The sequence below is a fragment of the Methylobacterium sp. genome (assembly GCF_019745455.1).
Taxonomy (GTDB): domain Bacteria; phylum Pseudomonadota; class Alphaproteobacteria; order Rhizobiales; family Beijerinckiaceae; genus Methylobacterium.
Genome location: NZ_JAIETD010000043.1, coordinates 1 through 24,480 on the forward strand (window position 1 = coordinate 1; position 24,480 = coordinate 24,480).

General features: G+C 67.0%; 21 protein-coding genes. 4 read left to right on the forward strand and 17 right to left on the reverse strand.

Features of this window, described 5'->3' with window-relative positions; all coding sequences use genetic code 11:
* Together K2Y56_RS10605 and K2Y56_RS10610 are read left to right on the forward strand one after the other, a co-directional pair.
* Positions 1–2,935 (forward strand): error-prone DNA polymerase (locus tag K2Y56_RS10605; RefSeq protein ID WP_292507346.1); only part of this gene is annotated, 2,935 nt, incomplete at its 5' end.
* Between the two features lie 52 nt (positions 2,936–2,987).
* On the forward strand, positions 2,988–3,422 hold the full coding sequence (locus K2Y56_RS10610) for a hypothetical protein (protein WP_292507347.1): 435 nt from the start codon (positions 2,988–2,990) through the stop codon (positions 3,420–3,422).
* A gap of 26 nt (positions 3,423–3,448) precedes the next feature.
* On the opposite strand, the gene fae is transcribed toward K2Y56_RS10610, so the two are convergent.
* Entirely contained in the window at positions 3,449–3,988 is a 540-nt protein-coding gene (gene fae, locus K2Y56_RS10615) for a formaldehyde-activating enzyme (protein ID WP_292507348.1), read from the reverse strand.
* Between the two features lie 164 nt (positions 3,989–4,152).
* Between fae and K2Y56_RS10620 the strand changes: the two genes are divergently transcribed.
* The gene (locus tag K2Y56_RS10620) at positions 4,153–4,371 is read left to right on the forward strand and encodes a hypothetical protein (RefSeq protein ID WP_292507349.1); all 219 of its coding nucleotides are present in this window, start codon (positions 4,153–4,155) and stop codon (positions 4,369–4,371) included.
* Between the two features lie 5 nt (positions 4,372–4,376).
* Here the strand turns inward: K2Y56_RS10620 and K2Y56_RS10625 are convergent, their stop codons facing one another.
* From K2Y56_RS10625 to K2Y56_RS10695, 15 genes are all read right to left on the reverse strand, one after another.
* A complete protein-coding gene (locus K2Y56_RS10625) occupies positions 4,377–4,832 on the reverse strand; it encodes a hypothetical protein (protein WP_292507350.1) in 456 nt (151 codons plus the stop codon).
* 64 nt (positions 4,833–4,896) lie between these two features.
* On the reverse strand, positions 4,897–5,298 hold the full coding sequence (locus tag K2Y56_RS10630) for a type II toxin-antitoxin system VapC family toxin (protein ID WP_292507351.1): 402 nt from the start codon (positions 5,296–5,298) through the stop codon (positions 4,897–4,899).
* A complete protein-coding gene (gene vapB / locus K2Y56_RS10635) occupies positions 5,295–5,552 on the reverse strand; it encodes an antitoxin (RefSeq protein ID WP_292507352.1) in 258 nt (85 codons plus the stop codon). Before vapB ends, K2Y56_RS10630 begins: the two co-directional genes overlap by 4 nt.
* Before the next feature lie 58 nt (positions 5,553–5,610).
* Positions 5,611–9,363, reverse strand: coding sequence for a methionine synthase (gene metH / locus K2Y56_RS10640; RefSeq protein ID WP_292507353.1), 3,753 nt, complete (start codon positions 9,361–9,363; stop codon positions 5,611–5,613).
* 174 nt (positions 9,364–9,537) lie between these two features.
* Positions 9,538–10,458, reverse strand: coding sequence for a methylenetetrahydrofolate reductase [NAD(P)H] (gene metF, locus K2Y56_RS10645; RefSeq protein ID WP_292507354.1), 921 nt, complete (start codon positions 10,456–10,458; stop codon positions 9,538–9,540).
* A gap of 63 nt (positions 10,459–10,521) precedes the next feature.
* Positions 10,522–11,535, reverse strand: coding sequence for a metalloregulator ArsR/SmtB family transcription factor (locus tag K2Y56_RS10650; protein ID WP_292507355.1), 1,014 nt, complete (start codon positions 11,533–11,535; stop codon positions 10,522–10,524).
* 64 nt (positions 11,536–11,599) lie between these two features.
* Positions 11,600–12,877, reverse strand: a complete 1,278-nt coding sequence (locus tag K2Y56_RS10655; protein ID WP_292507356.1) for an aminotransferase class I/II-fold pyridoxal phosphate-dependent enzyme — start codon at positions 12,875–12,877, stop codon at positions 11,600–11,602.
* A 267-nt stretch (positions 12,878–13,144) separates the two neighbouring features.
* The gene (locus K2Y56_RS10660; protein WP_292507357.1) at positions 13,145–14,077 is read right to left on the reverse strand and encodes an ROK family protein; all 933 of its coding nucleotides are present in this window, start codon (positions 14,075–14,077) and stop codon (positions 13,145–13,147) included.
* A gap of 14 nt (positions 14,078–14,091) precedes the next feature.
* Positions 14,092–15,474, reverse strand: coding sequence for a dicarboxylate/amino acid:cation symporter (locus tag K2Y56_RS10665; RefSeq protein ID WP_292507358.1), 1,383 nt, complete (start codon positions 15,472–15,474; stop codon positions 14,092–14,094).
* Between the two features lie 175 nt (positions 15,475–15,649).
* The gene (locus K2Y56_RS10670) at positions 15,650–16,516 is read right to left on the reverse strand and encodes a hypothetical protein (protein ID WP_292507359.1); all 867 of its coding nucleotides are present in this window, start codon (positions 16,514–16,516) and stop codon (positions 15,650–15,652) included.
* A 316-nt stretch (positions 16,517–16,832) separates the two neighbouring features.
* Positions 16,833–17,258 carry a peptide-methionine (R)-S-oxide reductase MsrB gene (gene msrB / locus K2Y56_RS10675; RefSeq protein ID WP_292507360.1) on the reverse strand — a complete coding sequence of 142 codons (426 nt, stop codon included), beginning with the start codon at positions 17,256–17,258 and terminating at the stop codon, positions 16,833–16,835.
* Positions 17,259–17,333: 75 nt separating this feature from the next.
* Positions 17,334–18,491, reverse strand: coding sequence for a YihY/virulence factor BrkB family protein (locus K2Y56_RS10680; protein WP_292507361.1), 1,158 nt, complete (start codon positions 18,489–18,491; stop codon positions 17,334–17,336).
* Between the two features lie 113 nt (positions 18,492–18,604).
* Positions 18,605–20,125, reverse strand: coding sequence for a malonyl-CoA synthase (locus tag K2Y56_RS10685; RefSeq protein WP_292507362.1), 1,521 nt, complete (start codon positions 20,123–20,125; stop codon positions 18,605–18,607).
* Positions 20,126–20,152: 27 nt separating this feature from the next.
* Positions 20,153–21,559 (reverse strand): malonyl-CoA decarboxylase, encoded by a 1,407-nt coding sequence (locus K2Y56_RS10690; protein ID WP_292507363.1) that lies wholly within the window; start codon positions 21,557–21,559, stop codon positions 20,153–20,155.
* 128 nt (positions 21,560–21,687) lie between these two features.
* Positions 21,688–21,891, reverse strand: a complete 204-nt coding sequence (locus K2Y56_RS10695; protein WP_292507364.1) for a hypothetical protein — start codon at positions 21,889–21,891, stop codon at positions 21,688–21,690.
* Positions 21,892–22,274: 383 nt separating this feature from the next.
* Here K2Y56_RS10695 and K2Y56_RS10700 point away from each other — a divergent pair, with 383 nt between their 5' ends.
* Positions 22,275–23,471 carry an MFS transporter gene (locus K2Y56_RS10700; protein ID WP_292507365.1) on the forward strand — a complete coding sequence of 399 codons (1,197 nt, stop codon included), beginning with the start codon at positions 22,275–22,277 and terminating at the stop codon, positions 23,469–23,471.
* Here K2Y56_RS10700 and cobD read toward each other — a convergent pair.
* Positions 23,463–24,461, reverse strand: a complete 999-nt coding sequence (gene cobD, locus K2Y56_RS10705) for a threonine-phosphate decarboxylase CobD (protein ID WP_292507366.1) — start codon at positions 24,459–24,461, stop codon at positions 23,463–23,465. The genes K2Y56_RS10700 and cobD overlap by 9 nt on opposite strands.
* Between the last annotated feature and the right edge of the window lie 19 nt (positions 24,462–24,480).

Here is a 24,480-nt window from a genome sequence, read left to right on the forward strand (position 1 = left end):
GATCTTCATCGCCATTCCGCCGGAGATAGGATTCGATGTGCCGGACGATCCTTTTCCCGCCTTCCTCGCCTCACTGGCGGTGATTGCCCCAGGCAGGACTTTCCTCGGGGCAAGCCACCGCGCCCGAGGTGACGAGAAGCGCCGGCTCGGGCGCCTCGCCGCGCTCGGCATGCGGTCGGGCGCCCCGATGGTCGCGGTGTCGGACGCCCTCTATCACGCGCCGCTTCGACGGCCGCTTCAGGACGTCGTCACCTGCATCCGCGAGGGCTGCACCCTGACGCAAGCCGGCTACCGCCTGGAGGCCAATGCCGAGCGCCACCTCAAGGATGCGGCAGAGATGGCCCGCCTCTTTGCCGACCATCCCGAGGCCATCGCCCGCACCATCGAGATCGCGGATTGCTGCTCCTTCTCGCTCGGCGAGCTGAAATACGAGTACCCCGACGAGCCGGTCCCGCCGGGCATGACGGCGCAGGAGCATCTCGAAGCCCTGACCCGCGACAGGGCGCGCTGGCGCTATCCCGACGGCGTTCCCGCATCGGTGGAGACCTCGCTGCAGGAGGAGTTCGACCTGATCCGGCGGCGCGACTATGCGCGCTACTTCCTCACTATCCACGACATCGTCGAGTTCGCCCGCGACAAGGGAATTCTCTGCCAGGGCCGCGGCTCGGCCGCCAACAGCGTGGTCTGCTACTGCCTCGGCATCACCGCCGTCGATCCCACCGAGATCAAGCTGCTCTTCGCACGCTTCATCTCGGACAGCCGCGACGAGCCCCCCGATATCGATGTCGATTTCGAGCATGAGCGCCGCGAGGAGGTGATCCAGCACCTCTACACCCGCTACGGACGCGAGCGCGCCGCGATCTGCGCCACGGTGATCCATTACAAGCCGAGGAGCGCCATCCGCGAGGTCGGCAAGGTGCTGGGCCTAACGCCGGACATCACCGGCATGATGGCCGATACGGTCTGGGGCTCCTGGGGCGACGGCTTGCCCGACCAGCACATTGCCCAGGCCGGGCTCGACCCGAAGAACCCGGCGATCCGCCAGGCGGTGGACCTCGCCGTCGAGCTCATCGGCTTCCCGCGCCACCTGTCGCAGCATGTCGGCGGTTTCGTCCTTACCAAGGGGCGGCTCGACGAGACCGTGCCGATCGGCAATGCGGCGATGCCGGACCGCACCTTCCTCGAATGGGACAAGGACGACATCGACACGATCGGCCTCCTCAAGGTCGACGTGCTGGCCCTCGGGATGCTCACCTGCCTCAAGCGCGGCCTCGAATTCCTGCAGCGCGACCACGGCAAGAGCGACCTCGTCGGCCTCGCCGAGATCCCGCGCGAGGAGCCGGACGTCTACGCGATGCTCTCCAAGGCCGATTCCGTCGGCGTGTTCCAGGTCGAGAGCCGGGCGCAGATGTCGATGCTGCCGCGCCTGAAGCCGAAGGAATTCTACGATCTCGTCGTGCAGGTCGCGATCGTGCGACCCGGCCCGATCCAGGGCGACATGGTCCATCCCTACCTACGCCGCAGGGAGGGAAGCGAGGAGGTGATCTATCCCTCCCCATCGCCTGAACACGGTCCAAAGGATGAGCTCGAAGGCGTGTTGAAGCGGACCTTCGGCGTGCCGCTGTTCCAGGAGCACGCGATGCAGATCGCCATCACGGCGGCGGGCTTCACCCCGTCCGAGGCCGACGGCCTGCGCCGGGCCATGGCCACCTTCCGGCATAACGGCCAGATCGTGAACTTCCGCACCAAGTTCATCGAGGGCATGACGGGGCGCGGCTACCCGCGGGATTTCGCCGAGCGCTGCTTCAAGCAGATCGAAGGGTTCTCCACCTACGGCTTCCCCGAGAGCCACGCGGCGAGCTTCGCCATCCTCGTCTACGCCTCGGCCTGGATGAAGTGCCGGCACCCCGACGTCTTCCTCGCGGCGATTCTCAATTCGCAGCCGATGGGCTTCTACCAGCCGGCCCAGCTGGTGCGCGACGCACGCGCCCATGGCGTCGAAGTCCGCGGCCCCGACGTCAATGCCAGCGACTGGGACTGCACCCTGGAGCCGCCCTCTGAGCCTCGTCCCGAGCCGGAACGGCGCTTTGCCGTGCGGATCGGCCTGCGCCAGGTGAACGGGCTGCCCAGGGCCGGAATGCAGAGGCTCGTGGCTTTGCGCGGCAACGGCTATGCCAGCATCGAGGGGCTGCAGGCGGCCCTCGCCCTGCCCCGCAACATCCTGGAGCGCCTGGCCGAGGCCGATGCCTTCCGCTCCCTCGAACTCGACCGCCGGGCCGCCCTTTGGGCGGTGCGCAGCCTCGAAGGCCTCTCGGCCCGCAAGGCCGCGGCTCAAGGCGGTCTCGACCGTCGGGCGCACCTCCTGGAGGCGCCGCTGCCACTCTTCGCCTTCCACGCTGATGACGGGCTCTTCCGGGCCGAGCCGGCGGTAGATCTGCCGGAGATGGCGCCGTCCGAGCACGTGGCCGAGGATTACGTCTCCACCGGCCTCTCGCTGAAGGGCCATCCCGTCGCCTTCTTCCGCGAGCGCCTGACCCGCCTCGGCGCGATCACCGCCGCGGCTCATCACGACCCTGCACTCGTCCAGAACACTCGGATTACCGTCGCGGGACTCGTCCTCACCCGTCAGCGTCCGGGCACGGCCAAGGGCGTGGTGTTCCTGACGCTGGAGGACGAGACCGGCATCGCCAACGTCATCGTCTGGCGCAAGGTGTTCGAGGCCAACCGGCGGATCGCCATGAGCGCCCGCTTCCTCGTCGTCAGCGGCCGGATCCAGCGCGCGGGTCTCGTCGTCCACCTCCTCGCCGAGCGCTTTCGTGATCTGACGCCGGAGCTGCGCCTCCTGCGCGAGGGCGGCCTGAAACTGCCGCCTGAGACCACGGATTTCGGCGCTCCTCCGGACCGGCGTGTCTACCGCAGCCGGGATTTCCATTGAGTGGGATACGTCCACCGCTCGACAACCGCTGACCCCTCATTAGGGTGCCGCCATGCTGCGGATCATCCTGACCACCCTCCTCCTCGCCACGCCCGCCATGGCCGACGAGTGCGATGCCCTCGCGGGGCGCATCGCGGCTGCCACCGGCGGCAAGGTCGGGCGGCGGCAGGGGCCGAGCATCGACATCAAGGTGCCGGGCAGCACCAAGATCGATCTCACCTGTCGGGCCGAGCCGATCGCGCAGGCCGCCTCGAGCGATCCGACCCCGTCGGCCCTCTACTTTCAGGATCTCGCCATCGCCGCAGAGGCCGTGGTCGGCGAACCCGCCGGGGCCGTGCAGGCCGCTATTGCCAAGGCCTACGAGACGTCCCTGCGCGAACGCCGGAAGTCCTTCATCCAGCAGAACGGCTGGTCGGCGAGCTGCTACACCGACGCGACAGGAACGATCCGGACCCTGTGCTCGGTGGGGCGCATCCCGCCGGGGTGAGAGATAAGAGCCCGAGGCGACGCCGGTCAGTAATCGATCACGTCTTCCAGGGCGTAATGCTTCACCGTCTTGCGGTTGGCGATCAGCTCGTCGATCGTAGGTTCGCCGCGCATGGCGCGGCCGATCGCCAGCTTCGTGGCCTCGTAATTGGTGCGGTAGAGATCCTTGCGGTCGACGTTGGGGTCGGCGGCGCAGCGCTCGTCGAGCCAGATCATGATGATCATGCAGAGCTCGTCGAGGCCGTCCTTCGGCAGGATGCCCTCGATCACGCAATCGATGATGGCGTCGCCCGTGGCCGCCTGGACCACGCCGCCGAGGAGTTCGGCGTATTCGGCCGTATGGATCGTCACCTTGGTGGTCATCATCGTGGCGGGGCGCACGAGCTGGTTGAGGTCGCGCACCACGAACATCCGGGTATGGCCCTGGACCTGGCCCATCATGCCGGCGAAGGCCTGGCCGACGGGTCCGCGGGTGGAGCCGATCATCACCTCGGGCATCGCGTCAGTGAATTGACCCTCGGCGGCGAGCACCGTCGCCTCGCCCGTGCGGAACCAGATCTCGGACATCGCCTACCATTCCTTTGACAAAAGCCGCTCCCCTTTGGGTGCGGCGCGCGCACAAACACCGGGGAAGGGGGCGAGGTCAATCTCCGCCACATCGACAGGGCCGTGGCGATGGTTCATTCAGAGCCCGCTTCGGCGGACTTCGCCCAAGCGGGAGATCACGCACCATGCAGGGGCCGAACAAGGAGCGGGACTGGAGCCTTTCGGTGGCACCGTCCGAGGACGGCGTTCAGCTCGCCCTCGACCTCAAGGACCTGAACGGACAGCCCTTCACGGCGATCCTGGCCCTGGACCGTGTCGAGGCCAGGCATCTCGCCCGCGCCCTCCTGGCCGCCGCGGGAGATGCCGCCGAGCGGACCTTCCCGCGCCCCGGCACGCCTGGCTGAGAGGCCTAGCGACTGCCGGCGCCGACTGCCGTGCGGCCTGGCAGCCTCGGGACCTTGGTGCCGCGCGGCTCGATCGGCTCGTCGCAGGCATAGGCGAACTCGGTCTGCCGATCGGTGAAGACGGTCTCCCCGACGATCCGGCATTGGTCGCGTACGGTTTCGTCGAGATAGGTGCGGGCCGCGGCCCTGAAGCGCCTGGGGCGGCTCGCCACCGGATCCTCGCCGTCGAGGCCGCAACCCGCGACCTCGCGCGGGCCGTTCGATACGATCAGCATCTGCCGGGTCTGGCGCTGGTCGTAGACCTCGTAAGGCTCGTTGCAGCCGATCGTGACCACCTGGGGTCTCAGGCTGACATAGGTCTTCGAGATGTAGGCAAAGCCCGTGCACCCGGAGAGCGCCGCACCGAGCACCAGGACGAGCGGAACCGCCAGCCGCTTCCCCATCACCGATACCCGCCTCATCGCACACGATCCCCGCCGCATTGGAACGGCTCGGCTTTCCCGGTCAAGCCCATGCCGGTGGAGCTTAACCGGCTTCGTCTTCCCAATTCTCTACGGCGAGCCCGGGGACGCGCGAGAATTCGCGGGTGTTGCGCGTGACCACCACGAGGCCGCGCTGCAGGGCTTGACCCGCTATCAGCACGTCGTAGGGGCCGATGGGGGTGCCGGCGGTGGCGAGATGGGCTCGGATCTCAGCCGCTTTCCGGGCGTCGTCCGCGTTAAAATCGAGGATCGTCAGCCGCAACCCTTCGAGGGCAGCCATGCCCCGCTCTATCCGTAGGGACCGGTAAGCGCCGAAGAGCAGCTCATGGATGACGATCGAGGAAAGCCCGTGGTCTCGTCGCGAATGGCGATAGATGCGCTCCGTCACAGTCTCCTGACGCTTCAACAGTGCAATGACGACATTTGAGTCGAGAAGGTATTTCATAAGCTGTCGAACAAGCCGTCCAACTCGGGGCGCTCCTGCTGCGGCACCTCCTCCTCGACGAACGCCAGGATCGCATCGGCATCCTCGTCGGACAATCGGGGCAGGTCACTCCATTCGTCTTCCTCGATCGGTTCGAGGATGACCGCATCCCCCTCCTTCCGAATCCGCACCTCCTTGCCGTCGAAGCGAAACTCCTTCGGCAAGCGCACGGCCTGCGAGCGGCCGGACCAGAAGACCTTCGCGATGTCACCCATAGGCGCCTCCTGCCATATCTCACGTGAGATATAGCAGGAGATCGACGTTCCGTCCCGCCTACTCGGCGGCCACAGCGAAGTAGCGCGCGGGATCGTAGTTCAGGATCGGACCGAGCCAGCGCTCGACGGCCGAGATGTCCATGCCCTTGCGGGCGGCGTAATCCTCGACCTGGTCGCGCTCGACCTTGGCGACGCCGAAATAATGCGCCTCCGGGTGAGCGATGTAGAGGCCCGAGACCGACGAGCCGGGCCACATCGCGTAGCTCTCCGTGAGCTTCACGCCGATCCGCGGCTCGGCCTGGAGCAGGTCGAACAGGGTGACCTTCTCGGTGTGGTCTGGCTGCGAGGGGTAACCCGGCGCGGGGCGGATGCCGGCATATTCCTCCTTGCTCAGCTCCTCCGGCGCGTAGGACTCGTCCGGCGCGTAGCCCCAGAACTCCTTGCGCACCCGCTCGTGCATGCGCTCGGCGAGCGCCTCGGCGATGCGGTCGGCGAGTGCCTTGACCAGGATCGAGCGGTAATCGTCGTTCGCGCGCTCGAAGCGCTCGGCGATGCGGACCTCCTCGAGCCCTGCCGTGACGACGAACCCGCCGACATAATCGCCGATGCCGGAGCCTTCGGGTGCCACGAAGTCCGACAGGCAGGTATTGGCCCGCCCGTCGCGCTTCGTGAGCTGCTGGCGCAGGCCGTGGAACGTGGCGAGCTTCTCCGAGCGGCTCTCGCCGGTATAGAGCGCGATGTCATCGCCGACGCTGTTGGCCGGCCAGAAGCCGAGGATCGCCTTCGGGTTGAACCAGCGCTCCTCGACGATCTGCTTGAGCATGGCTTGAGCGTCGTCGAACAGGGCCTTGGCGGCCGGTCCCTGAGCCGGATCCTCGAAGATCGCCGGGTAGCGGCCCTTGAACTCGTAGGTCTGCAGGAAGGGCGTCCAGTCGATATAGGGGACGAGGTCAGACACCTCGTAGGTGCGGAAGACGCGGGTCCCTGTGAAGCTCGGCTTCTTCGGCTGATAGCCGGACCAGTCGATCCTGAACGGGTTGGCGCGGGCCTTGGCGAGGGGCAGGCGCTGCTTGTCGAGCTCGGACCGAGCATGGGCATCGGCGACCTTGCGGTACTCGGCGCGGACCTTCTCGATCGTGGCGCCCCGGGTCTCCTTCGAGAGCAGGCTCGACACCACGCCGACGGCGCGGCTCGCATCGGTGACGTAGACCGCCTGGCCGCGCTCGTAGGAGGGATGGATCTTCACGGCCGTGTGGACCCGGCTCGTGGTGGCGCCGCCGATGAGGAGCGGGACGTCGAAGCCTTCACGCTCCATTTCGGCGGCGACGTGAACCATCTCGTCGAGGGAGGGCGTGATCAGACCGGAGAGGCCGACGATGTCGACATTCTCCTTGCGGGCGACGTCGAGGATCCTGGCCGCCGGCACCATCACACCGAGATCGATGATCTCGTAGTTGTTGCAGGCGAGCACGACGCCGACGATGTTCTTGCCGATATCGTGGACGTCGCCCTTCACCGTTGCCATCAACACCTTGCCGGCGGCCTGGCGCTTGCCGTCGCCGCCATTGGCGAGCTTTTCCGCCTCCATGAAGGGTTCGAGATAGGCCACCGCCTGCTTCATCACGCGGGCGGATTTGACCACCTGCGGCAGGAACATCTTGCCGGAGCCGAAGAGGTCACCGACCACGTTCATGCCGGCCATGAGGGGGCCTTCGATGACGTGGAGCGGGCGAGCGGCCTCGAGCCGCGCCTCCTCGGTATCGGCCACGACATACTCGGTGATTCCGTTGACGAGGGCGTGCTCCAGCCGCTTCGCCACGGGGGCGTCGCGCCAGGCCAGGTCGGCCACCTTCGCCTGGACGCCGCCGCCCGACTTGAAGCGCTCGGCCGCCTCCAAGAGGCGATCGGTGGAATCGTCGCGGCGGTTGAGGACGACGTCCTCGCAGAGCTCGCGCAGTTCGGCCGGGAGCTCGTCATAGATCGCGAGCTGGCCGGCGTTCACGATGCCCATATCCATGCCGACTTTGATGGCGTGGTAGAGGAACACCGCGTGCATCGCCTCGCGCACCGGCTCGTTGCCGCGGAAGGCGAAGCTGAGATTCGAGATGCCGCCCGAGATATGGGCGTGGGGCAGCGTCTCGCGGATGATCTTCGTCGCCTCGATGAAGGCGACGCCGTAGCCGTTATGCTCCTCGATGCCCGTCGCCACCGCGAACACGTTCGGATCGAAGATGATGTCTTCCGGCGGGAAGCCGACCTCCTCGGTCAGCACCCGATAGGCCTTGGTGCAGATCTCGACCTTGCGCTCGAGCGTGTCGGCCTGGCCCTGCTCGTCGAAGGCCATCACCACCACGGCCGCGCCGTAGGAGCGGCAGACCTTGGCGTCCTCGATGAACTTCCCGATCCCTTCCTTCATGGAGATCGAGTTCACGATGGCCTTGCCCTGCACGCATTTGAGGCCGGCCTCGATGACGTGGAACTTCGAGGAATCGATCATCACCGGCACGCGGGCGATGTCGGGCTCGGCGGCGACGAGGTTGAGGAACTCGACCATCGCCTTCTCGGAATCGAGCAGGCCCTCGTCCATGTTGACGTCGATGATGCTGGCGCCCGCCGCGACCTGATCGCGGGCGACGTCGAGGGCGGCGGCGTAGTCGCCGGCCGTGATCAGCTTCCTGAACTTGGCCGAGCCGGTGACGTTGGTGCGCTCGCCGACGTTCACGAAGGGGATCTCCTTCGTGAGCGTGAAGGGCTCGAGCCCCGACAGCCGCATCAGGCGGGGCACCTCGGGGATCGTGCGGGGCTTGCAACCCTCCACGGCTTGAGCGATGGCGCGGATATGGTCCGGCGTGGTGCCGCAGCAGCCGCCGACCATGTTGACGATGCCGCTTGCCGCGAACTCTCCCACGAGCTTGGCCATCGCCTCCGGGCTCTCGTCGTAGAGGCCGAACTCGTTGGGCAGGCCGGCATTCGGGTAGGCGCAGACCAGGGTGTCGGCGATACGCGACAGCTCGCTGATATGCCCGCGCATCTCCTTGGCGCCGAGCGCACAGTTGAGGCCGATCGTGAGCGGCGCCGAATGGCGCAGGGCGTTCCAGAACGCCTCGGGCGTCTGGCCGGACAGCGTGCGGCCCGAGAGGTCGGTGATCGTGCCGGAGATCATGATCGGCAGCTTGACGCCGCGCTCGTCGAAGACCTGCCACGTCGCCGCGATCGCCGCCTTGGCGTTGAGCGTGTCGAAGATCGTCTCGATCAGGATGAGCTCGGCGCCGCCATCCATCAGGCCGCGGACCTGCTCGGCATAGGCCTGCTTCACCTGGTCGAAGGTCACGGCCCGGTAGCCCGGATTGTTCACGTCGGGCGAGATCGAGAGCGTCCGGTTGGTCGGGCCGATGGCGCCGGCCACGAAGCGGCGGCGGCCGTCTTGCTCCTCGGCGAGCTTCGCCGCCTCGCGGGCGAGACGCGCGCCTTCCGCGTTCAGCTCGTGGATGATCGACTCCATGCCGTAATCGGCCTGGGCGATGGTGGTGCCCGAGAAGGTGTTGGTCTCGCAGACGTCGGCGCCGGCGAGGAAGTAGTCGAGGTGGATCTGCCGGATCGCGTCGGGCTGGGTCAGGATCAGGAGGTCGTTGTTGCCCTTCTGGTCGTGGCCGTGGTCGGTGAACCGCGAGCCCCGGAAATCCTCTTCCGTGAACTTCAGCCGCTGGATCACGGTGCCCATCGCCCCGTCGAGGACGAGGATCTTTTCCTGTGCGCGCTGGCGCAGGGCCGCTTCGATTTCGGTGCCGTCGACGGGGCGGAGATCGGTCATTGCTGTTCCTTTGGAACGCGTCGGTCCCATCAATTCACCTCATCCTGAGGTGCCGGAGCAAAGCGGAGGCCTCGAAGGAGCCCTCCAGATGTTTGTGCGGTCCCGGCAGCCTTCCTTCGAGGCCCGCTGGCGCGGGCGCCTCAGGCTGAGGTGGAGGGCCGGGAATCCACGGCCTCAAGCCGCCTTCTGAGTCGCCACCTTCGGCGCCTGCGAGCGCAGGCCCAGCAGGTGGCAGATCGCATAGACGAGGTCGGAGCGGTTCATCGAGTAGAAGTGGAAGTCGTTGACGCCCTGGTCGACGAGGTCGAGGACCTGCTCGGCCGCCACCGCCGCGGCGACGAGGCGGCGGGTCTCGACGTCGGTCTCGAGACCCTCGAAGCGGGCGGCGAGCCAGTAGGGCACCGAGGCACCGGCCCGGCGCGCGAAGTTCGCCGCCGCCTTGAAATTCTGCACCGGCAGAATGCCCGGGATGATCGGGATCTCGATGCCCGCCGCGCGGACCTTGTCGATGTAGCGCAGATACACGTCGTTCTCGAAGAAGAACTGCGTGATCGCCTGGTCGGCGCCGGCATCGACCTTGGCCTTGAGCGCGTCGATATCGGCATCGAGGGAGGCGGCCTCCGGATGCTTCTCGGGGTAGGCCGAGACCGAGACCTTGAAGTCGCCGATGCGCTTGATGCCGGCCACGAGGTCGGCGGTCTGGGCGTAGCCGCCTGGATGCGGCCGATAGGCGGTGCCGAGCCCGTCCTGCGGGTCGCCGCGCAGGGCCACGATGTGGCGGACGCCGGCATCCCAGTAGGACTGGACCACGGCGTCGATCTCCTCGCGTGTGGCGTCGACGCAGGTGAGGTGAGCGGCGGGCTTGAGGCTCGTCTCCTTCACCATCCGGGCAACGGTGTTGTGCGTGCGCTCGCGGGTCGAGCCGCCGGCGCCGTAGGTCACCGAGACGAATTTGGGCTGCATTGGCGCCAGGCGCTCGATCGAGGCCCAGAGGATCGCTTCCATCTCGTCGGTCTTCGGCGGGAAGAACTCGATCGAGACCTGGATCGGGCGGTAGCCGTCGCGGCTGGCGCGGTGCTGGGAGGCTGTGGGCATCGGATCGTCCTCAATCTCGATCGGTTCAGACGGTGTTCGGCGAAAAAGGTGGCGGACCAGCGATCAGGCGACCGCCAATTCCTCGTTGGAAGACAAGGCGTCCTCGGCCTGCGCCGCGAGCCAAAGGGTTACGGTGAGCTGGTGTTCGGTCTCGCCATCCGGCGTGAGGTCGCGGGTGGTCACCGCCGGCAGACCGGCATCGGCGAGCCAACCGCTGACCTGCTCGGCGGCGAAGCCAAGGCGGCGGTGCGCCTGCGCGTCGCGCAGGAATTCAAGGCTGTGAGGTGCGAAATCGACCACCAGGAGCCGGCCGCCCGGCGCGACAAGGCGAGCCGCCTCGCGCAAGGCGCGGGCCGGGTCGTCAAGGTAATGCAACACCTGATGGACCAGCACGACGTCGAAGCTACCGCGCGCGAAGGGCGGCGCGTGAATGTCGCCCTGGCGCAGGTCCACCCGCGATAATCCCATCCGCTCCAGATTCGCTCTCGCCACCGACAGCATGGCGTGGCTCGAATCGAGCCCGGTGGCCCGTGCCGCGCGCCCCGCGAGGAGACCGAGCATCCGTCCGGTGCCGGTGCCGAGATCGATCAGGCTGCGGATCGGCCGCCCGCCCAGGATATCGACGATCGCAGCTTCCACCGTCGCCTCGGGCACGTGAAGCGAGCGGAGCTGATCCCATTTCGGCGCGAGCCGCGCGAAGAAAGTCTGAGCGGCCTCGGCCCTCTGAATGCGCACCGCCTCCAGGCGGGCACGGTCCTCCGATAGCGGAGCCCGCGTACCGTCCAGACCGCCGATCAGGGGATCGACCAAGCCGGCGCGCCCCTCCACCAGCCTGAAGAACGCCCAGGCGCCCTCGCGATGCCGCTCGACCAAGCCCGCCTCCACCAGAAGCTTGAGATGTCGCGAGATGCGCGGCTGCGATTGCCCGAGGATGTCGGTCAGATCGGAGACCGACAATTCTCCATCGGCAAGCAGCGCGAGGATGCGCAGGCGCGTCTCCTCGGCAGCCGCACGGAGCAAACCGAGGGCGTCCGAGAAGGCGATCGGCTCCGGGGATCGAGGGGTCTGTTTAGACATAAAGATATCTTTATGTTCACCAGCGCCCCTTGGCAAGCGAAATCCGGCTGCTCCGCCGCGTGTCTCAACCGGCCGCCTGCCGGCCCTCGATCGCCGCCAGCAGGATGCACAACGCGATGCCCTCGGCGGCTGCGCGTACATCCGATAGGGACGGATAGGTCGGCGCGAGGCGAAGGGTGCGGTCGTGAGGCTCCTGGCCATAGGGCGAGGTCGCGCCGGCCGGCGTCAGCGCGATACCGGCCTGCTTGGCGAGGGCCACCACCCGCCGCGCCGTGCCGTCCATCACGTCGACGGTGATGAAGTAGCCGCCCTCCGGCTTCGACCAGCGTGCCGCGCCGGTGCCGGCGAGCCGTGTTTCCAGCGCATCGAGTACGGCTGCGAATTTCGGGGCGATCAGGGCGCGCTGCTTTTCCATATGCGCCGCGATCCCAGCCTCGTCCTTCAGGAAGCGGACATGGCGGATCTGGTTGAGCTTGTCAGGGCCGATGGTGCGAAAGAAGGCGCGATCGAGGTACCACCGGACGTTCTCGGGCGAGCTCGCGAAGAAGGCGAGCCCGGCGCCCGCCAGTGTCACCTTCGAGGTCGAGGCGAAGACGAAGGCCCGGTCCGGGTGACCGGCCTCTGCACAGAGGTCGAGGATGGCGGGGATCTGGTGCGGGGTGCCGGTGAGGTGGTGGACCGCGTAGGCGTTGTCCCAGAACAGCCGGAAATCGGGGGCGCCGGTCGTCATCGCGGCAAGGCGCCGGATGGTCTCGTCGGAATAGGTCTCGCCGCTCGGGTTGGCGTATTTCGGGACGCACCACATCCCCTTCACGGCCGGGTCGGCGACGAGCTCCTCGACGGCGTCCATGTCCGGTCCGGCACCGGTCATCGGCACGGGCACCATGCGGATCCCGAGCTCCTCGCAGATCGCGAAGTGGCGGTCGTAGCCGGGCACCGGGCAGAGGAAGGTCACGGGCTGCTGTGCCCAGGGCGCGGGCGAGCCCGGCACGCCCTTGAGGAGGGCCCAGGCGATGCAATCATGCATCAGGGCGAGGCTCGAATTGTCGCCGACCACCACCTGCTCGGATGGAGCCTGCAGCACCGGGGCGAAGAGGGCGCGGGTCTCGGGCAGACCCTGGAGTCCGCCGTAGTTGCGGGCATCCTCGCCGGCATCGCTGAGGTAGTCGCCGTTGCCCGGCAGCGTCAGCATCGCGTTGGAGAGGTCGAGTTGCTCGGGCGCCGGCTTGCCGCGCGTCATATCGAGCTTCAGGCCGCGCGCCCGGAAGGCTTCGTAGGCCGCGAGCGTCCGCTCATGCAGGGCAGCGACATCGGTGGGCGAGAGGGTGATCAACAGGGTCATGGCGGGCTTCCGATCCGGCGAGCCAGTGTCCTTAGCGGCTATTCGGTCTCGCGCGGAGCCCCATAGTCACGCATCTACGAGGCCGGCCGTCCCACTTCCCGTCCTCGCCCTCATCCTGAGGCGCCGGAGCGGAGCGAAGGCCTCGAAGGAGGGCTCCAGTAATCGTCCCCCTCGCTGGAGGTCTCCTTCGAGGCCCGCTAACGCGGGCGCCTCAGGTTGAGGGCGGGAGTTGGATCAATGGGCGCTTCGGTTGGCCGGCGAACAGGGTTACCCGACGGCGCCCATTCTTGATTGTCCCCACAGCCAAGCCGCTCCGCGCACGCCGGAGGCGTCGCCGTGGCGGCTGGCGAGGATCGGGGTGTCGAAGCGGTCCGAGAAGACGAAGGGTGCCATTGCCTCGGCGAGGCCGTCGACGATCTCCGGCACGCGCGACAGGCCGCCACCGATGACGATCGTGTCCGGGTCGATGACATTGACGACATGGGCGATGCTGCGGGCAAGGCGGTCGCGATGGCGCGCGAGAGTGGCCTGCGCCGCGACATCGCCCGCGCGCATCGCGGCGATCACCTCCTCGCCCCTCATCGCCCGCCCGGTGCAGCGGGCATGGTCGGCGGCGAGGCCGGTGCCGGAGACCCAGGTCTCGATACAGCCGTGGCGGCCGCAATAGCAGGCCGGGCCCGGCCGCTCGTCGTCGCGCGGCCAGGGCAGAGGGTTATGGCCGAACTCGCCGGCGATGCGGTGTCGGCCGGACAGGGCGCCGCCGTCGATCGCGATCCCCGAGCCGACGCCGGTGCCGAGGATGATCGCCCAGACCAGGGAGTCTCCCGCCGCCGCGCCATCCACCGCCTCGGAAACCGCGAGGCAGTTGGCGTCATTCTCCACGCGGATCGGGCGGCCGAGGCTCGCCTCGAGATCGGCCTGGAACGGGCGGCGATTGAGCCAGACCGAATTGGCATTCTTGACGAGGCCGGTCGCGGGCGAGATCGCGCCCGGCATCCCTACCCCGACGCTGGCCTCACGCCCTGCCTCGGCTTCGAGCTGGGCGACCACCTCCGCGACCGCCCGGACGGTGCCTTCGTAATCGTCGCGCGGTGTCGCGATGCGCCGCTCGGCGAGGATCACGCCGCTCGGATCGAGGGCGATCCCGGCGATCTTGGTGCCGCCGAGGTCGATCCCGATGCGTGGCCGGCCCCGTTCCATGTCGTCGGCTCGGCTCAGCGAATGGTGGTTGGAGCCGGCTCGGCGTCGGGGGAATGGTCCGAGATGTCGGTGCCGATCGAGAACGGATGCGCCATCACCTGGGCGAGCTTCTCGCGGTCCAGCTCCCCTTCCCAGCGCGAAACCACGACCGTGGCGACGCCGTTGCCGATCAGGTTGGTGAGCGCGCGGCACTCCGACATGAACTTGTCGACCCCGAGCACGAGCGTCATCGCCGCCACCGGCACGGGGTTGCCGGGAATCGCCGCGAGCGTGGCCGCCAGGGTGATGAAGCCCGCGCCCGTGACGCCCGAGGCGCCCTTCGAAGTCAGCATGGCGACGAGGAAGATCGTCGCGTACTGCCCTATGGTCAGGTCGGCGCCCACCGCCTGCGCCAGGAACAGGGTAGTGAGCGTCATGTAGATGTTGGTGCCGTCGAGATTGAACGAGTAACCCGTCGGAATCACCAGCCCGACGACGGAATCCGAGGCGCCGAGCCGCTTCATCTTGGTCATCATGTGCGGCAGCACCGTCTCTGAGGAGGACGTGCCGAGCACGATCAGGAGCTCGTCCTTGATGTAGGCCAGGAACTTGAAGATCGAGAAGCCGGCGACCGCCGCGATGCCGCCGAGCACCACGAAGATGAACAGCAGCGAGGTCGTGTAGAAGGTGCCGACCAGCCAGGCGAGGTCGACGACCTTGCCGATGCCGTACAGGCCGACCGTGAAGGCCATCGCCCCGAAGGCGCCGATGGGCGCGAGCTTCACGATGATGCCGATGATGCGGAAGAAGAGCTGCCCGGCCGCGTCGATGCCGTGGGTGATGCCCTCGCCCTTCTTGCCCATCCCGGTCAGCACCACGCCGGTCAGGATCGAGATGAGCAGCACCTGCAGCAGGTCGCCGGTGGCGAAGGCGTCGAAGAAGCTCTTCGGGATGATCCCGAGGATATGGGCCACCGTGGAATCGGAGGCCGCCTTGCTCGCGTAGCCCTCGACCGCCTTGGCGTCGAGCTTGGTCACGTCGGCCCCGAAGCCGGCACCCGGCTGGACGACCTCGCCGACGATGATCCCGATAAGGAGCGCGATCGAGGAGACGACCTCGAAGTAGATCAACGCTTTGAATCCGACGCGGCCGACCTTCTTGAGGTCGCCGATCGAGGCGATGCCGTGGACGATGGTGCAGAAGATGATCGGCGCGATCATCATCTTGATCAGCGCGATGAAGGCGTCGCCGAGCCATTTCATCGACTTGCCGACTTCGGGATAGAGGTAGCCGAGCAGCACGCCGAGCGCGATGGCGATCAGTACCTGGATGTAAAGGACCCTGTACCAGGGCTCCTTGACCACCGATGTCGGGGGGATGGCCGCCGGCGCGGCAGCGGGCGTGATCGTCTGGGCCATGTCGCCTCACCTATCCGCGCACAACTACAATGGCGCGTCGTTTACGTCGGACCGATGGGTTGCGACGCTAACGGCTCCGGTGATGACCCTCAATCACGATCACGTATTGCTGCTTCGCTTATTCCATACGCAGCATGGCCTGCGACATCATTGCCGCATTCGATTGATTGCACAGCTACTGCGTGCGACGGGGGCGCACCGTCCAGCGTTCGAACGAGCCGTCCTCTTCGCGAGCTGGCTCCTGGGGCGGCTGCACCGCAGCGCCGAGGGCCTGTGACAGGCTCTCGAACACATCATCCATGCTCGCGTCCTGATCGCGGTTTGCATCAGATGTTTCCGTGTGTGCCGCCTCCGGTGCATCCTGAAGTGACGGCTCGACGAACGGTGCGGTGCTGGCGGTAGTCGTAGCGACCGCGGCCGCTGCCGGCGGCGTGCTGCCGACGATGCGGCGGAGCGCGTTGACGACGCTCGTATCCTCCGACGCCTTGGGCGCCGCATTGTAGCGGCCGAATCCAAAGCGCGGTTCGACGAGATCGAGGACCGCCTCGACTGAGGCGTTGCTGAGTCCGATCTCGCCGGGCTGCGGCGCGCCATTGATCCCGATGGCATGGCGCTCGTAGGCGGGATCGGCGGTTACCTCGGGTCCGAACCAGACCGGCGGCGTGAAGCCGGCTGCCTCGTCGCCGTTCTCGAAGGCGACGCTGACGAGATCGAGGGGCGCGGGCGAAGCGTAGCGGTCGACAAGCACTTCGCGACCACCTCCGAGTGCCAAGGCCGTGCGGTCGTACGCGGCCTTGCCCGAACAGACGTCAAGGAGCGCGTCGCCATGGGCGCGCGGCACTTCTGTGCGCTCCTCGGACGAAGAACCGTCCTGCCCGGCGGCGACGAGGATGAGGTGACAGTTCTGCCCGTCGACACGGACGAAGGAGGTCCGACCGCCCTGAGGAGGAAAGTAACCTTCCGTGATGCGCGAACCACCTCTCTCCTTCCGGATCAGGCGAACAAGGGAGGACGCGATCAGGAAACGGCGGCTGACGCTCATACTCACTCTCCACGACGTCCGGCGACGAAGTCGGGACGCATGCTGCCAAGGACGAAGGTCCATGCAGCCTGACAATCGACCACCAGAAGGTCTGTAGGGCCGCCGGCCACAGATGTGAAACACACACCCGTCGTCCGTCGGCACGAAGCGGGCGCTTCAGACGATCGGCGCCCCTAACTCCGAACATGGCCTAAGGAAAAAGGCGCCGAAATCAAGACAGCCGGGTCCGGCGTATGGAATGAGGCACCGATTCTTCGTTAAGACTCCGCGACCGAGTCGGTTCGGCACCCTTCCCGAATTGGCGAAACCTCTGCCTTCAGGCGTTCGGTTCGAACCGCATCGCGGCGCCGTTCATGCAGTAGCGCAGGCCCGTCGGGGCCGGACCGTCGTCGAAGACATGGCCGAGATGCCCCTTGCAGCGGGCGCAATGCACCTCTGTGCGGGTCATCCAATGGCTGCGGTCGACCTGGGTCTCGACGGCCCCATCGATGGGATCGAAGAAACTCGGCCAGCCGGTGCCTGATTCGAACTTGGTGCCGGTCTGGAACAGCGGCTGGTCGCATCCGGCGCAATGGAAGGTCCCCGGCCGCTTCTCGGCATTGAGGCAGCTCGTGCCGGCGCGCTCGGTACCGTGCTCGCGCAGGACACGATACTGCTCGGGTGTCAGGATTTGTCGCCATTCGGCATCCGTGCGCGCAGCGACGCCGTTATCCTGCCGAGTCCCGTCGACGATGTCGGTCATCGCAACCTCCCGTTCGTGATTTCTGACCGTTAGATGGGGTGCCGTCCGTTGATCCGCGAGTGCAGTCGGTGTCTCTCAAGCAGCGGCGCCGAGCGTGTCGGCCATCCGCGCCTCGCGCAGGCCCATGGGCTGCTCCGGCCCGGTCGTCGTATCCCTGGCGGTCTGGTGCTCCATCTCGGCGTTGATCTCGCCTCCGAGGAGCACGATTGTCGTCGAGATCCAGATCCAGGTCATGAAGCCGACGACAGCGCCGAGCGAGCCGTAGGTCTCGTTGTAATTGCCGAAATTGGCCACGTACCAGGAGAACAGAATTGAGGCGACGAGCCAGAGCAGGCCTGCCACGACGCTCCCGGTTCCAACCCAGCGCCACCGTGCCCGCTCCCGGCTCGGGCCGTAGCGATAGAGCAGTGCCAGCCCGCCGAGCAGGACCACCAGCAGGGCCGGCCAGCGCAATTGCGCGATGAGCCAAGCGCCCTGGCCCAGCCCGAGGAAGTTGAGCACCAGTGGCAGCACCACGATGCCGGTAAGCGCCAGGATGATGAAGACCAGCGCGCCGATCGTGAAGGTCAGCGAGCGCAGGTTTAGCATGACGAAGGACCGCTTCTCCTCCTCCTCGTAAACCACGTTGAGCGCGTCGAAGATCGCCTTCACGGCGGCGTTCGCGCTCCACAGGGAGATGACGAGCGAGGTGAAGAAGGTAAAACCGAGCGACTCGTTGCTTCTCTGCGCGATGCGCTTGACCTGGTCGCCGATGATTTCCACGGCACCTGACGGGAGTACTCCCTGCATCGCCGAGAGATGGCCGTTTATCACCGTTGCGTCGGCGAATAGGCCGTAACAGCTCACCAGGGCAGCAATCGCCGGCACGAGCGAGAGCAGCGTGAAAAAGGTGACGCCTCCCGCGACCGACAGGACGCGGTCCTTGTTGAACTCGAGATAGACCCGATAGGCGATGTCCTTCCATCCGGAGGCCGAGATCTCTCGTGGTGTCCTGGCCGATCGCCCCCGGTCCGGCTCGCTGGCTGCGACGGCCTCGGCCTCGCTGCCACTGAAGGAGTGGGCGCCTTCGGTCTGGACCGGCTCCGACCTCTCCGAGAGGAGCGAAGAGGAGGTGCCACGTCGTTTTCCCGACGCCGCCACGACGATCAGGGCCACTCCCATCAGCCCCGTCCACAGCATTGCGGTTGCGCTGTTCTCTGCGGGCTGAGGCGTCGGCTTTTGCGGCGATGGCATTCGTATGGGACCGGGATCGGGGCGTAGCGACGGCCGCTACGCGCTCCAAGAACAGCGGTCAGGGTTGGCCCGTTCCGCGGCCATTTATCAAGCGGTATGCGACGGTTGAACACTCAGCTGCGATAAAGCTCCGCATGGGTCTCGCGCAAAACGTTCTTCTGGACCTTGCCCATCGCGTTGCGCGGAAGGTCGTCGGCGAACAGGATGCGTTTCGGGCACTTGAAACGGGCAAGTCGCTCTTCGAGGATCGTGAGCATCTCCTTCTCGCCCGGCGCATCGTGACGGGCGACGACGACCGCCGTGACGCCCTCGCCGAAATCAGAGTGCGGCAGCCCGATCACCGCCGATTCGATGACGCCGGGAAGCGCGTCGATCTCGTTCTCGACCTCCTTCGGATAGACGTTGTAGCCGCCGGTGATGATGAGGTCCTTGCCGCGTCCGACGATGTGGACGTAGCCCTGCGGGTCGATCTTGCCGAGGTCGCCGGTGATGAAGAAGCCGTCGGTCTTGAATTCGGCGGCGGTCTTCTCGGGCATGCGCCAATAGCCCTTGAACACGTTCGGGCCCTTCACCTCGATCATCCCGACCGCGTCCGCCGGCAGGTGGGCGCCGGTTTCAGGGTCCACGACCCGCACCGAGACGCCGGCCAGGGGCAATCCCACCGTGCCGGCGATGCGGGCGCCGTCATAGGGGTTCGAGGTGTTCATGTTGGTCTCGGTCATGCCGTAGCGCTCGAGGATGGCATGGCCGGTGCGGGCCTGCCATTCGCGATGCGTCTCTGCGAGCAGCGGTGCCGAGCCGGAGACGAACAGGCGGATACGTCGCGTGGCTTCCTGTGTCAGACCCGGCTCCTTGAGGAGGCGGGTGTAGAAGGTCGGCACGCCCATCAACGCGGTGGCGCGAGGCATCAATCCAAGGATCTCCTTCGGATCGAACCTGGGCAGAAAGATCATCGACGCGCCGCTGGCGAGGATCACGTTCGTCGCCACGAACAGTCCGTGGGTATGGAATACCGGCAGCGCGTGGATCAGGACGTCGTCGGCCCTGAAGCGCCAGGTCTCCGCCAACGTCACGGCGTTCGAGGCGAGGTTGGCGTGGGTCAACATCGCGCCCTTCGAGCGCCCCGTCGTCCCCGAAGTGTAGAGGATGGCAGCGAGGTCGTCGCCGCCACGGGACACGTCGACGAAATTGGTCGGCGCCGCATCCGCGGCCTCCGCCATGCTGCCACGACCTGAAGCATCAAGGGTGCGGATCTCGGTGATTCCGGCCGCCTTCGAAGCCGACGCCATTGCCTCCTGCTTCGAGGGATCGCAGACGAACAGCGAGGGCTGAGCGTCGCTGAGGAAATACTCGATCTCGGTGGCGGTGTAGGCGGTGTTGAGGGGGAGGAAGGCCGCCCCGGCCCGAACCGCGCCGAGATACAGGAACACGACCTCAGGGCTCTTCTCGACCTGCACCGCGACGCGGTCACCTGGCTTCACGCCGAGCGCCGCGAGGGCGGCCGCGTAGGCGCCTGAGCGCGCCACGAGGTCGGCATAGCTGTGACGATGGCCGTCGGCTGTCTCGATGAAGGTCTTGGCCGACGGCTCCGCCGGCATGCGGGCTCGGACGAGATCGAAGAGGCTCTGACTCATGAAGACCCATAATCCCTGGCGAGGCGCTCAGGCCTCCGCGAGGGCGACGGCGCGCGGTGGCGGGAGGTTCGATCGCAACTCGCGATTGACGGCGCTCGACGCCGAGACGGTGCCGAGATTGGCATAGGTTTCGTGGTTCTTCTCGATCGCCGCAAGATCGTAGAGGTAGTTGACCATCAGGCCGTAGGATTGAGCCAACCCCTTCGGCGAGACGTCGCCGAGGAAGTTCATCCGCTCGAGTCTTGCGCCGTTGCCGAGATGAAACCGGGCCACCGGATCGACGGGCCGTGCGCGATCGTTCTTGGCGCGCAGGAAGTAGGCCGCCGCGGCCGGCAGCAGAGCCTTTCGGACGGCCTCGCTCTTGGCCTTGTCGGTGGACCAATCGGGGCTGTCGAGGAGTCGCAGGGTCTCGACGTCGTCCTTGGTCAGGCCGAGCGGCGCATCGGACCGGCGCTCGCGGTCGAGCCAGGTCGAGAAACCCGGCACCGGCGAGAGGGTCACGAAGGTCTTGAGAGTCGGAATTTCGCGAGCGAGGTCCTCGACCACCTGCTTGATCAGGAAGTTGCCGAAGGTGACGCCGGCAAGCCCCTTCTGGCAGTTCGAGATCGAGTAGAAGATGGCCGTGGTGGCGGTACGCGGCGGCAGGATCTCGCGCTCATGCGCCAGGATCGGCGCGATGGCGGGGGCGATCCCGGCGGTCAGCGCGACCTCGACGAAGATCAGAGGCTCGTCGACGAGCGCCGGGTGGAAGAACGCGAAGCAGCGCCGGTCCCGCGGCTCGATGCGACGGCGGAGGTCGTCCCAGCCGTCGATCTCGTGCACCGCCTCGTACCGAATGATTTTTTCGAGGATGTGGGCCGGCGTCGTCCAGTCGATATGGCGAAGCACCAGAAAGCCGCGGTTGAACCACGATGCGAACAGGTGCTCGAAATCGTTGTCGAGGCTGTCGGCGGCCTCGATCAGGGCCTCGTCGTCACCTGCCTTGCGCAGTTCGCGGCGCAGGTTGATCAGGTCCTCGCGCATGCGGACGAGGGCGAGGGTCCCGTCGCGGGCAAGATTGAGGCGACGGATCAGCTCCTGGCTTCGGGGTTCGGCCGCCTCATGGAGCACACCCAAGGCAGCGCGAGTCGGATTCCGGCGGTAGGCCGCCATGGCATCCTCGACCGCCTTGTCGTCGGCGCCGAATTCCATGGCGATGAGGCGTAGGAAGCTGCCGCGCTCCTGCGCCGACAGCGACGTGTAGCGCTCCAGGATCAGTCTCGCGAGAGCGACACCGGAGGCCTCGCCGCGGCGGGAAATGAGGTCTTCGCAGAGATTGACGAGCTCGACGGCGTTGGCGCGGGCGGCGAGATCGCCGCGTCCGAAGCCGATGAGATCACGGCCGCGATCGCTGATCGTCTGGATGAGATCGCCGAAGAATGAGATCGCCGCCATGTCGAGCCGCCCGAACCCTCATCCCTGAATGGCGATGCCGATCAAATGTATACGATCGACATCTCCTCCAATCTAGAACGGCGGCCGCCGAAGGGCCATAGCTCTTCGCGAGCGCCCTCGAATGACCCTCAGGAATTGCCGAGGGCGTTGGTCTCGATGTGTGAGCAATCCGCGCGCAGGCGCCAGTCGCCAATGCCATGCTGGCGGGCGAACCGGATCTCCGCAGCTCTCAAAGCACGGCCGGCATCGCGTGCACGTGCGATCTCCACGGATCCGACGGTGAAGGGAACGCCCATGATCTCCTTGGCGAAGGCGACACGGTAACTCGGCATGTCTGACTCCATGAAGGTGGTGGGACCAGCCTCAAGTATCGGCCGGGTAGAGCCTCGAAATGGACCATATGAAAGCCGTCGCTTCGATGAACGACAAGCTCGGTCAGCCGGCTTTTTGCCGCCGAATAGTGAGACCCGTAACAACCTCTATATGGGTTCGCTCAACTTTATCGGCAAGCCGTGCGCCACTTCAGGGCTCCGACGCCACAGGTCCGATGCCCTGTCGGCTGCCCATCCGCATGTCCTTGCCACAGCGCTGGATTGCCCTGACGCACCGTCCCTTTTCCCCACTGGCGCGCTAAGTCCGCGCCGTCGCACCCCCGGGGATTTGCCCATATGACGAGAGCCACACGCCTGTCCGCGTTCCGCCGGAAGGCTCTTCGATGACGGTGGAGGGAGGAGGCAGCGCCACCGCAAGCGGGCTGACCGCCAGGGCCCGCCTCGGACTCACGCTGATCGCGGGCGCGGCGGTCGCCAACATCTACTACAACCAACCGCTCCTTGCCCTCCTGGTCGGCGATTTCGACGAACAGGCAGCCCTGTGGGTGCCCACCGCCTCCCTCATCGGGTACGGCCTCGGCATCGTTGGGCTCGTCCCGCTCGGCGACAGCCTGCCGCGCCGGAGCCTGATCATCGGCCAAGCCCTCGGCTTGAGCGTCGCATTACTGGCGGCAGGTCTGAGCCCGAACCTCCTCACCTTGGCCTTGGCCAGCCTCCTAGTCGGCTTCCTCGCCTCGGCGGCGCAGCAGGCTGTGCCGTTCGCGGCGGAGCTCGCCCCGGATGCGTCTCGCGGACGCGTGGTCGGACAGGTGATGACGGGGCTCCTCAGCGGCATTCTTCTCGCGCGAACCGTCAGCGGCTTCGTCGGCGCCCAATTCGGCTGGCGCGTCGTTTTCCTTGCAGCCAGCGTGGTCGCCGTGATGATGGCCGGGATCGCCGCCGCGACCCTGCCGCGAACCCCGCAGACCAAGCCACTGCGCTACCGCGCCCTCATGCTCTCGGTACTTCACCTCGTGAAGACGCAGCCGACCCTGCGCAGCGCGAGCCTGTCGCAGGCCTTTCTGTTCGCGGGCTTCAACGCGTTCTGGGCGACGCTGGCCCTCCTCGTCGAGGCGCCGCCCTTCGACCTCACCGCCGCCGGTGCCGGGCTCTTCGGCGTGATCGGCGTCGCCGGCGCATTGGTCGCGCCCCTCTCGGGCCGGTTCACCGACAAGCGCGGCGCCCGGCCGGTGGTGCTGGCCGGCGGCGCGATGGTCATCGCCGCCTTCGCGGTGTTGTGGCTCGCCGGGGCGTCCTCGCTCATCGCGGTGGGGATCGGCGTTCTGCTCATCGATATCGGGATCAACGCGGCGCTCATCGCCAACCAGACCCGGGCCTATGCCCTGGTGCCGGGCGCGCGTGGCCGGATCAACACGGTGCTGTTCACGGCGATGTTCGTGTTCGGGGCGATCGGCGCCTTCGCCGGCTCTCGCGCCTTCCTCAGCTTCGGCTGGCCGGGGGTCTGCAGCGTGGGCGCCGTCTTCGCCAGCGCCGGGCTCGCGGTGGCGGTCGCCGAGCGAAGCCGGCCCGCCTCACCCTAGCTCGTCGCGGCGCAGAATCCGCGACAGCCGGCACCATTCGGTCTTGTCGGCCGGCAGGCCGAAACGGAGGCGATGCGGGGCATCCTCGAAGCGGCGGACATAGATGCCGGCCTGGCCGAGGCGCCGGAACAGCGCCGGACCATCGGAGAAATCGGCAGTGCGGAACAGGCATGTCCCGCCCACCAGCCTCCCTCCGGCCCGCAGGATCATGCGGTCGAGGCGGCCCGCATCCGCGGCTCGCGCGCGAGCCGCGGCCTCGCGCCACGGCCGGTCGGACAGGGCGGCTCGTCCGATCGCCAAAGCGGGCCCCGCCACCGCCCAGGGACCGAGGGCCTGGCGGATCGCCTCCGCCCGATCCGGCGCCGCGATCGCGAAACCGAGGCGCAAGCCGGCGAGACCGTAGCTCTTGCCGAAGGATCTCAGCACCACGATTCCTCGCCCGACCGCGCAACTCGCCGAGCAAATTGCCTCGAAATCGGCGAAGGCCTCGTCGATGACAAGCAAACCCTTCATCCGGTTCAGCTTTTCGGCCGCGGAGAGCAGATCCGGTTTTGCACGTAATCTGCCGTCCGGATTGTTCGGATTGACGACCACCACGACATCTGCGCCATCCGCGGATTCGAGGTCCGGGACCGTCTCGACGACATGCCCGCCACGCTTCCAGGCCGCCGCATGCTCCGCATAGGTCGGCCCCAGAACCGCGACCCGCGAGGGCGGGCGCAGCCGCGGCAGAGTCTCGATCAGGATCTGCGTTCCGGGTGCCGCAACGATCGCCTCCGGATCGGCGCCGTAGGCCTCCGCCGCCGCCGCGATGAGGCCCGCGAGATCCGCCGCGGAGGGCAGCCGCGTGAAGGCGCTGGCTTCGAGCGGCGGACACGGATAGGGCACCGGATTGATCCCGGTGGACAGGTCGACCCACGGCTCCGGCGCTTCTGGAAACAGGCGCCGGGCCGCGTCGAGGTCGCCGCCATGGGCGATCGGCGCCCCCATCCGAGAGGCCTCCGCCGCG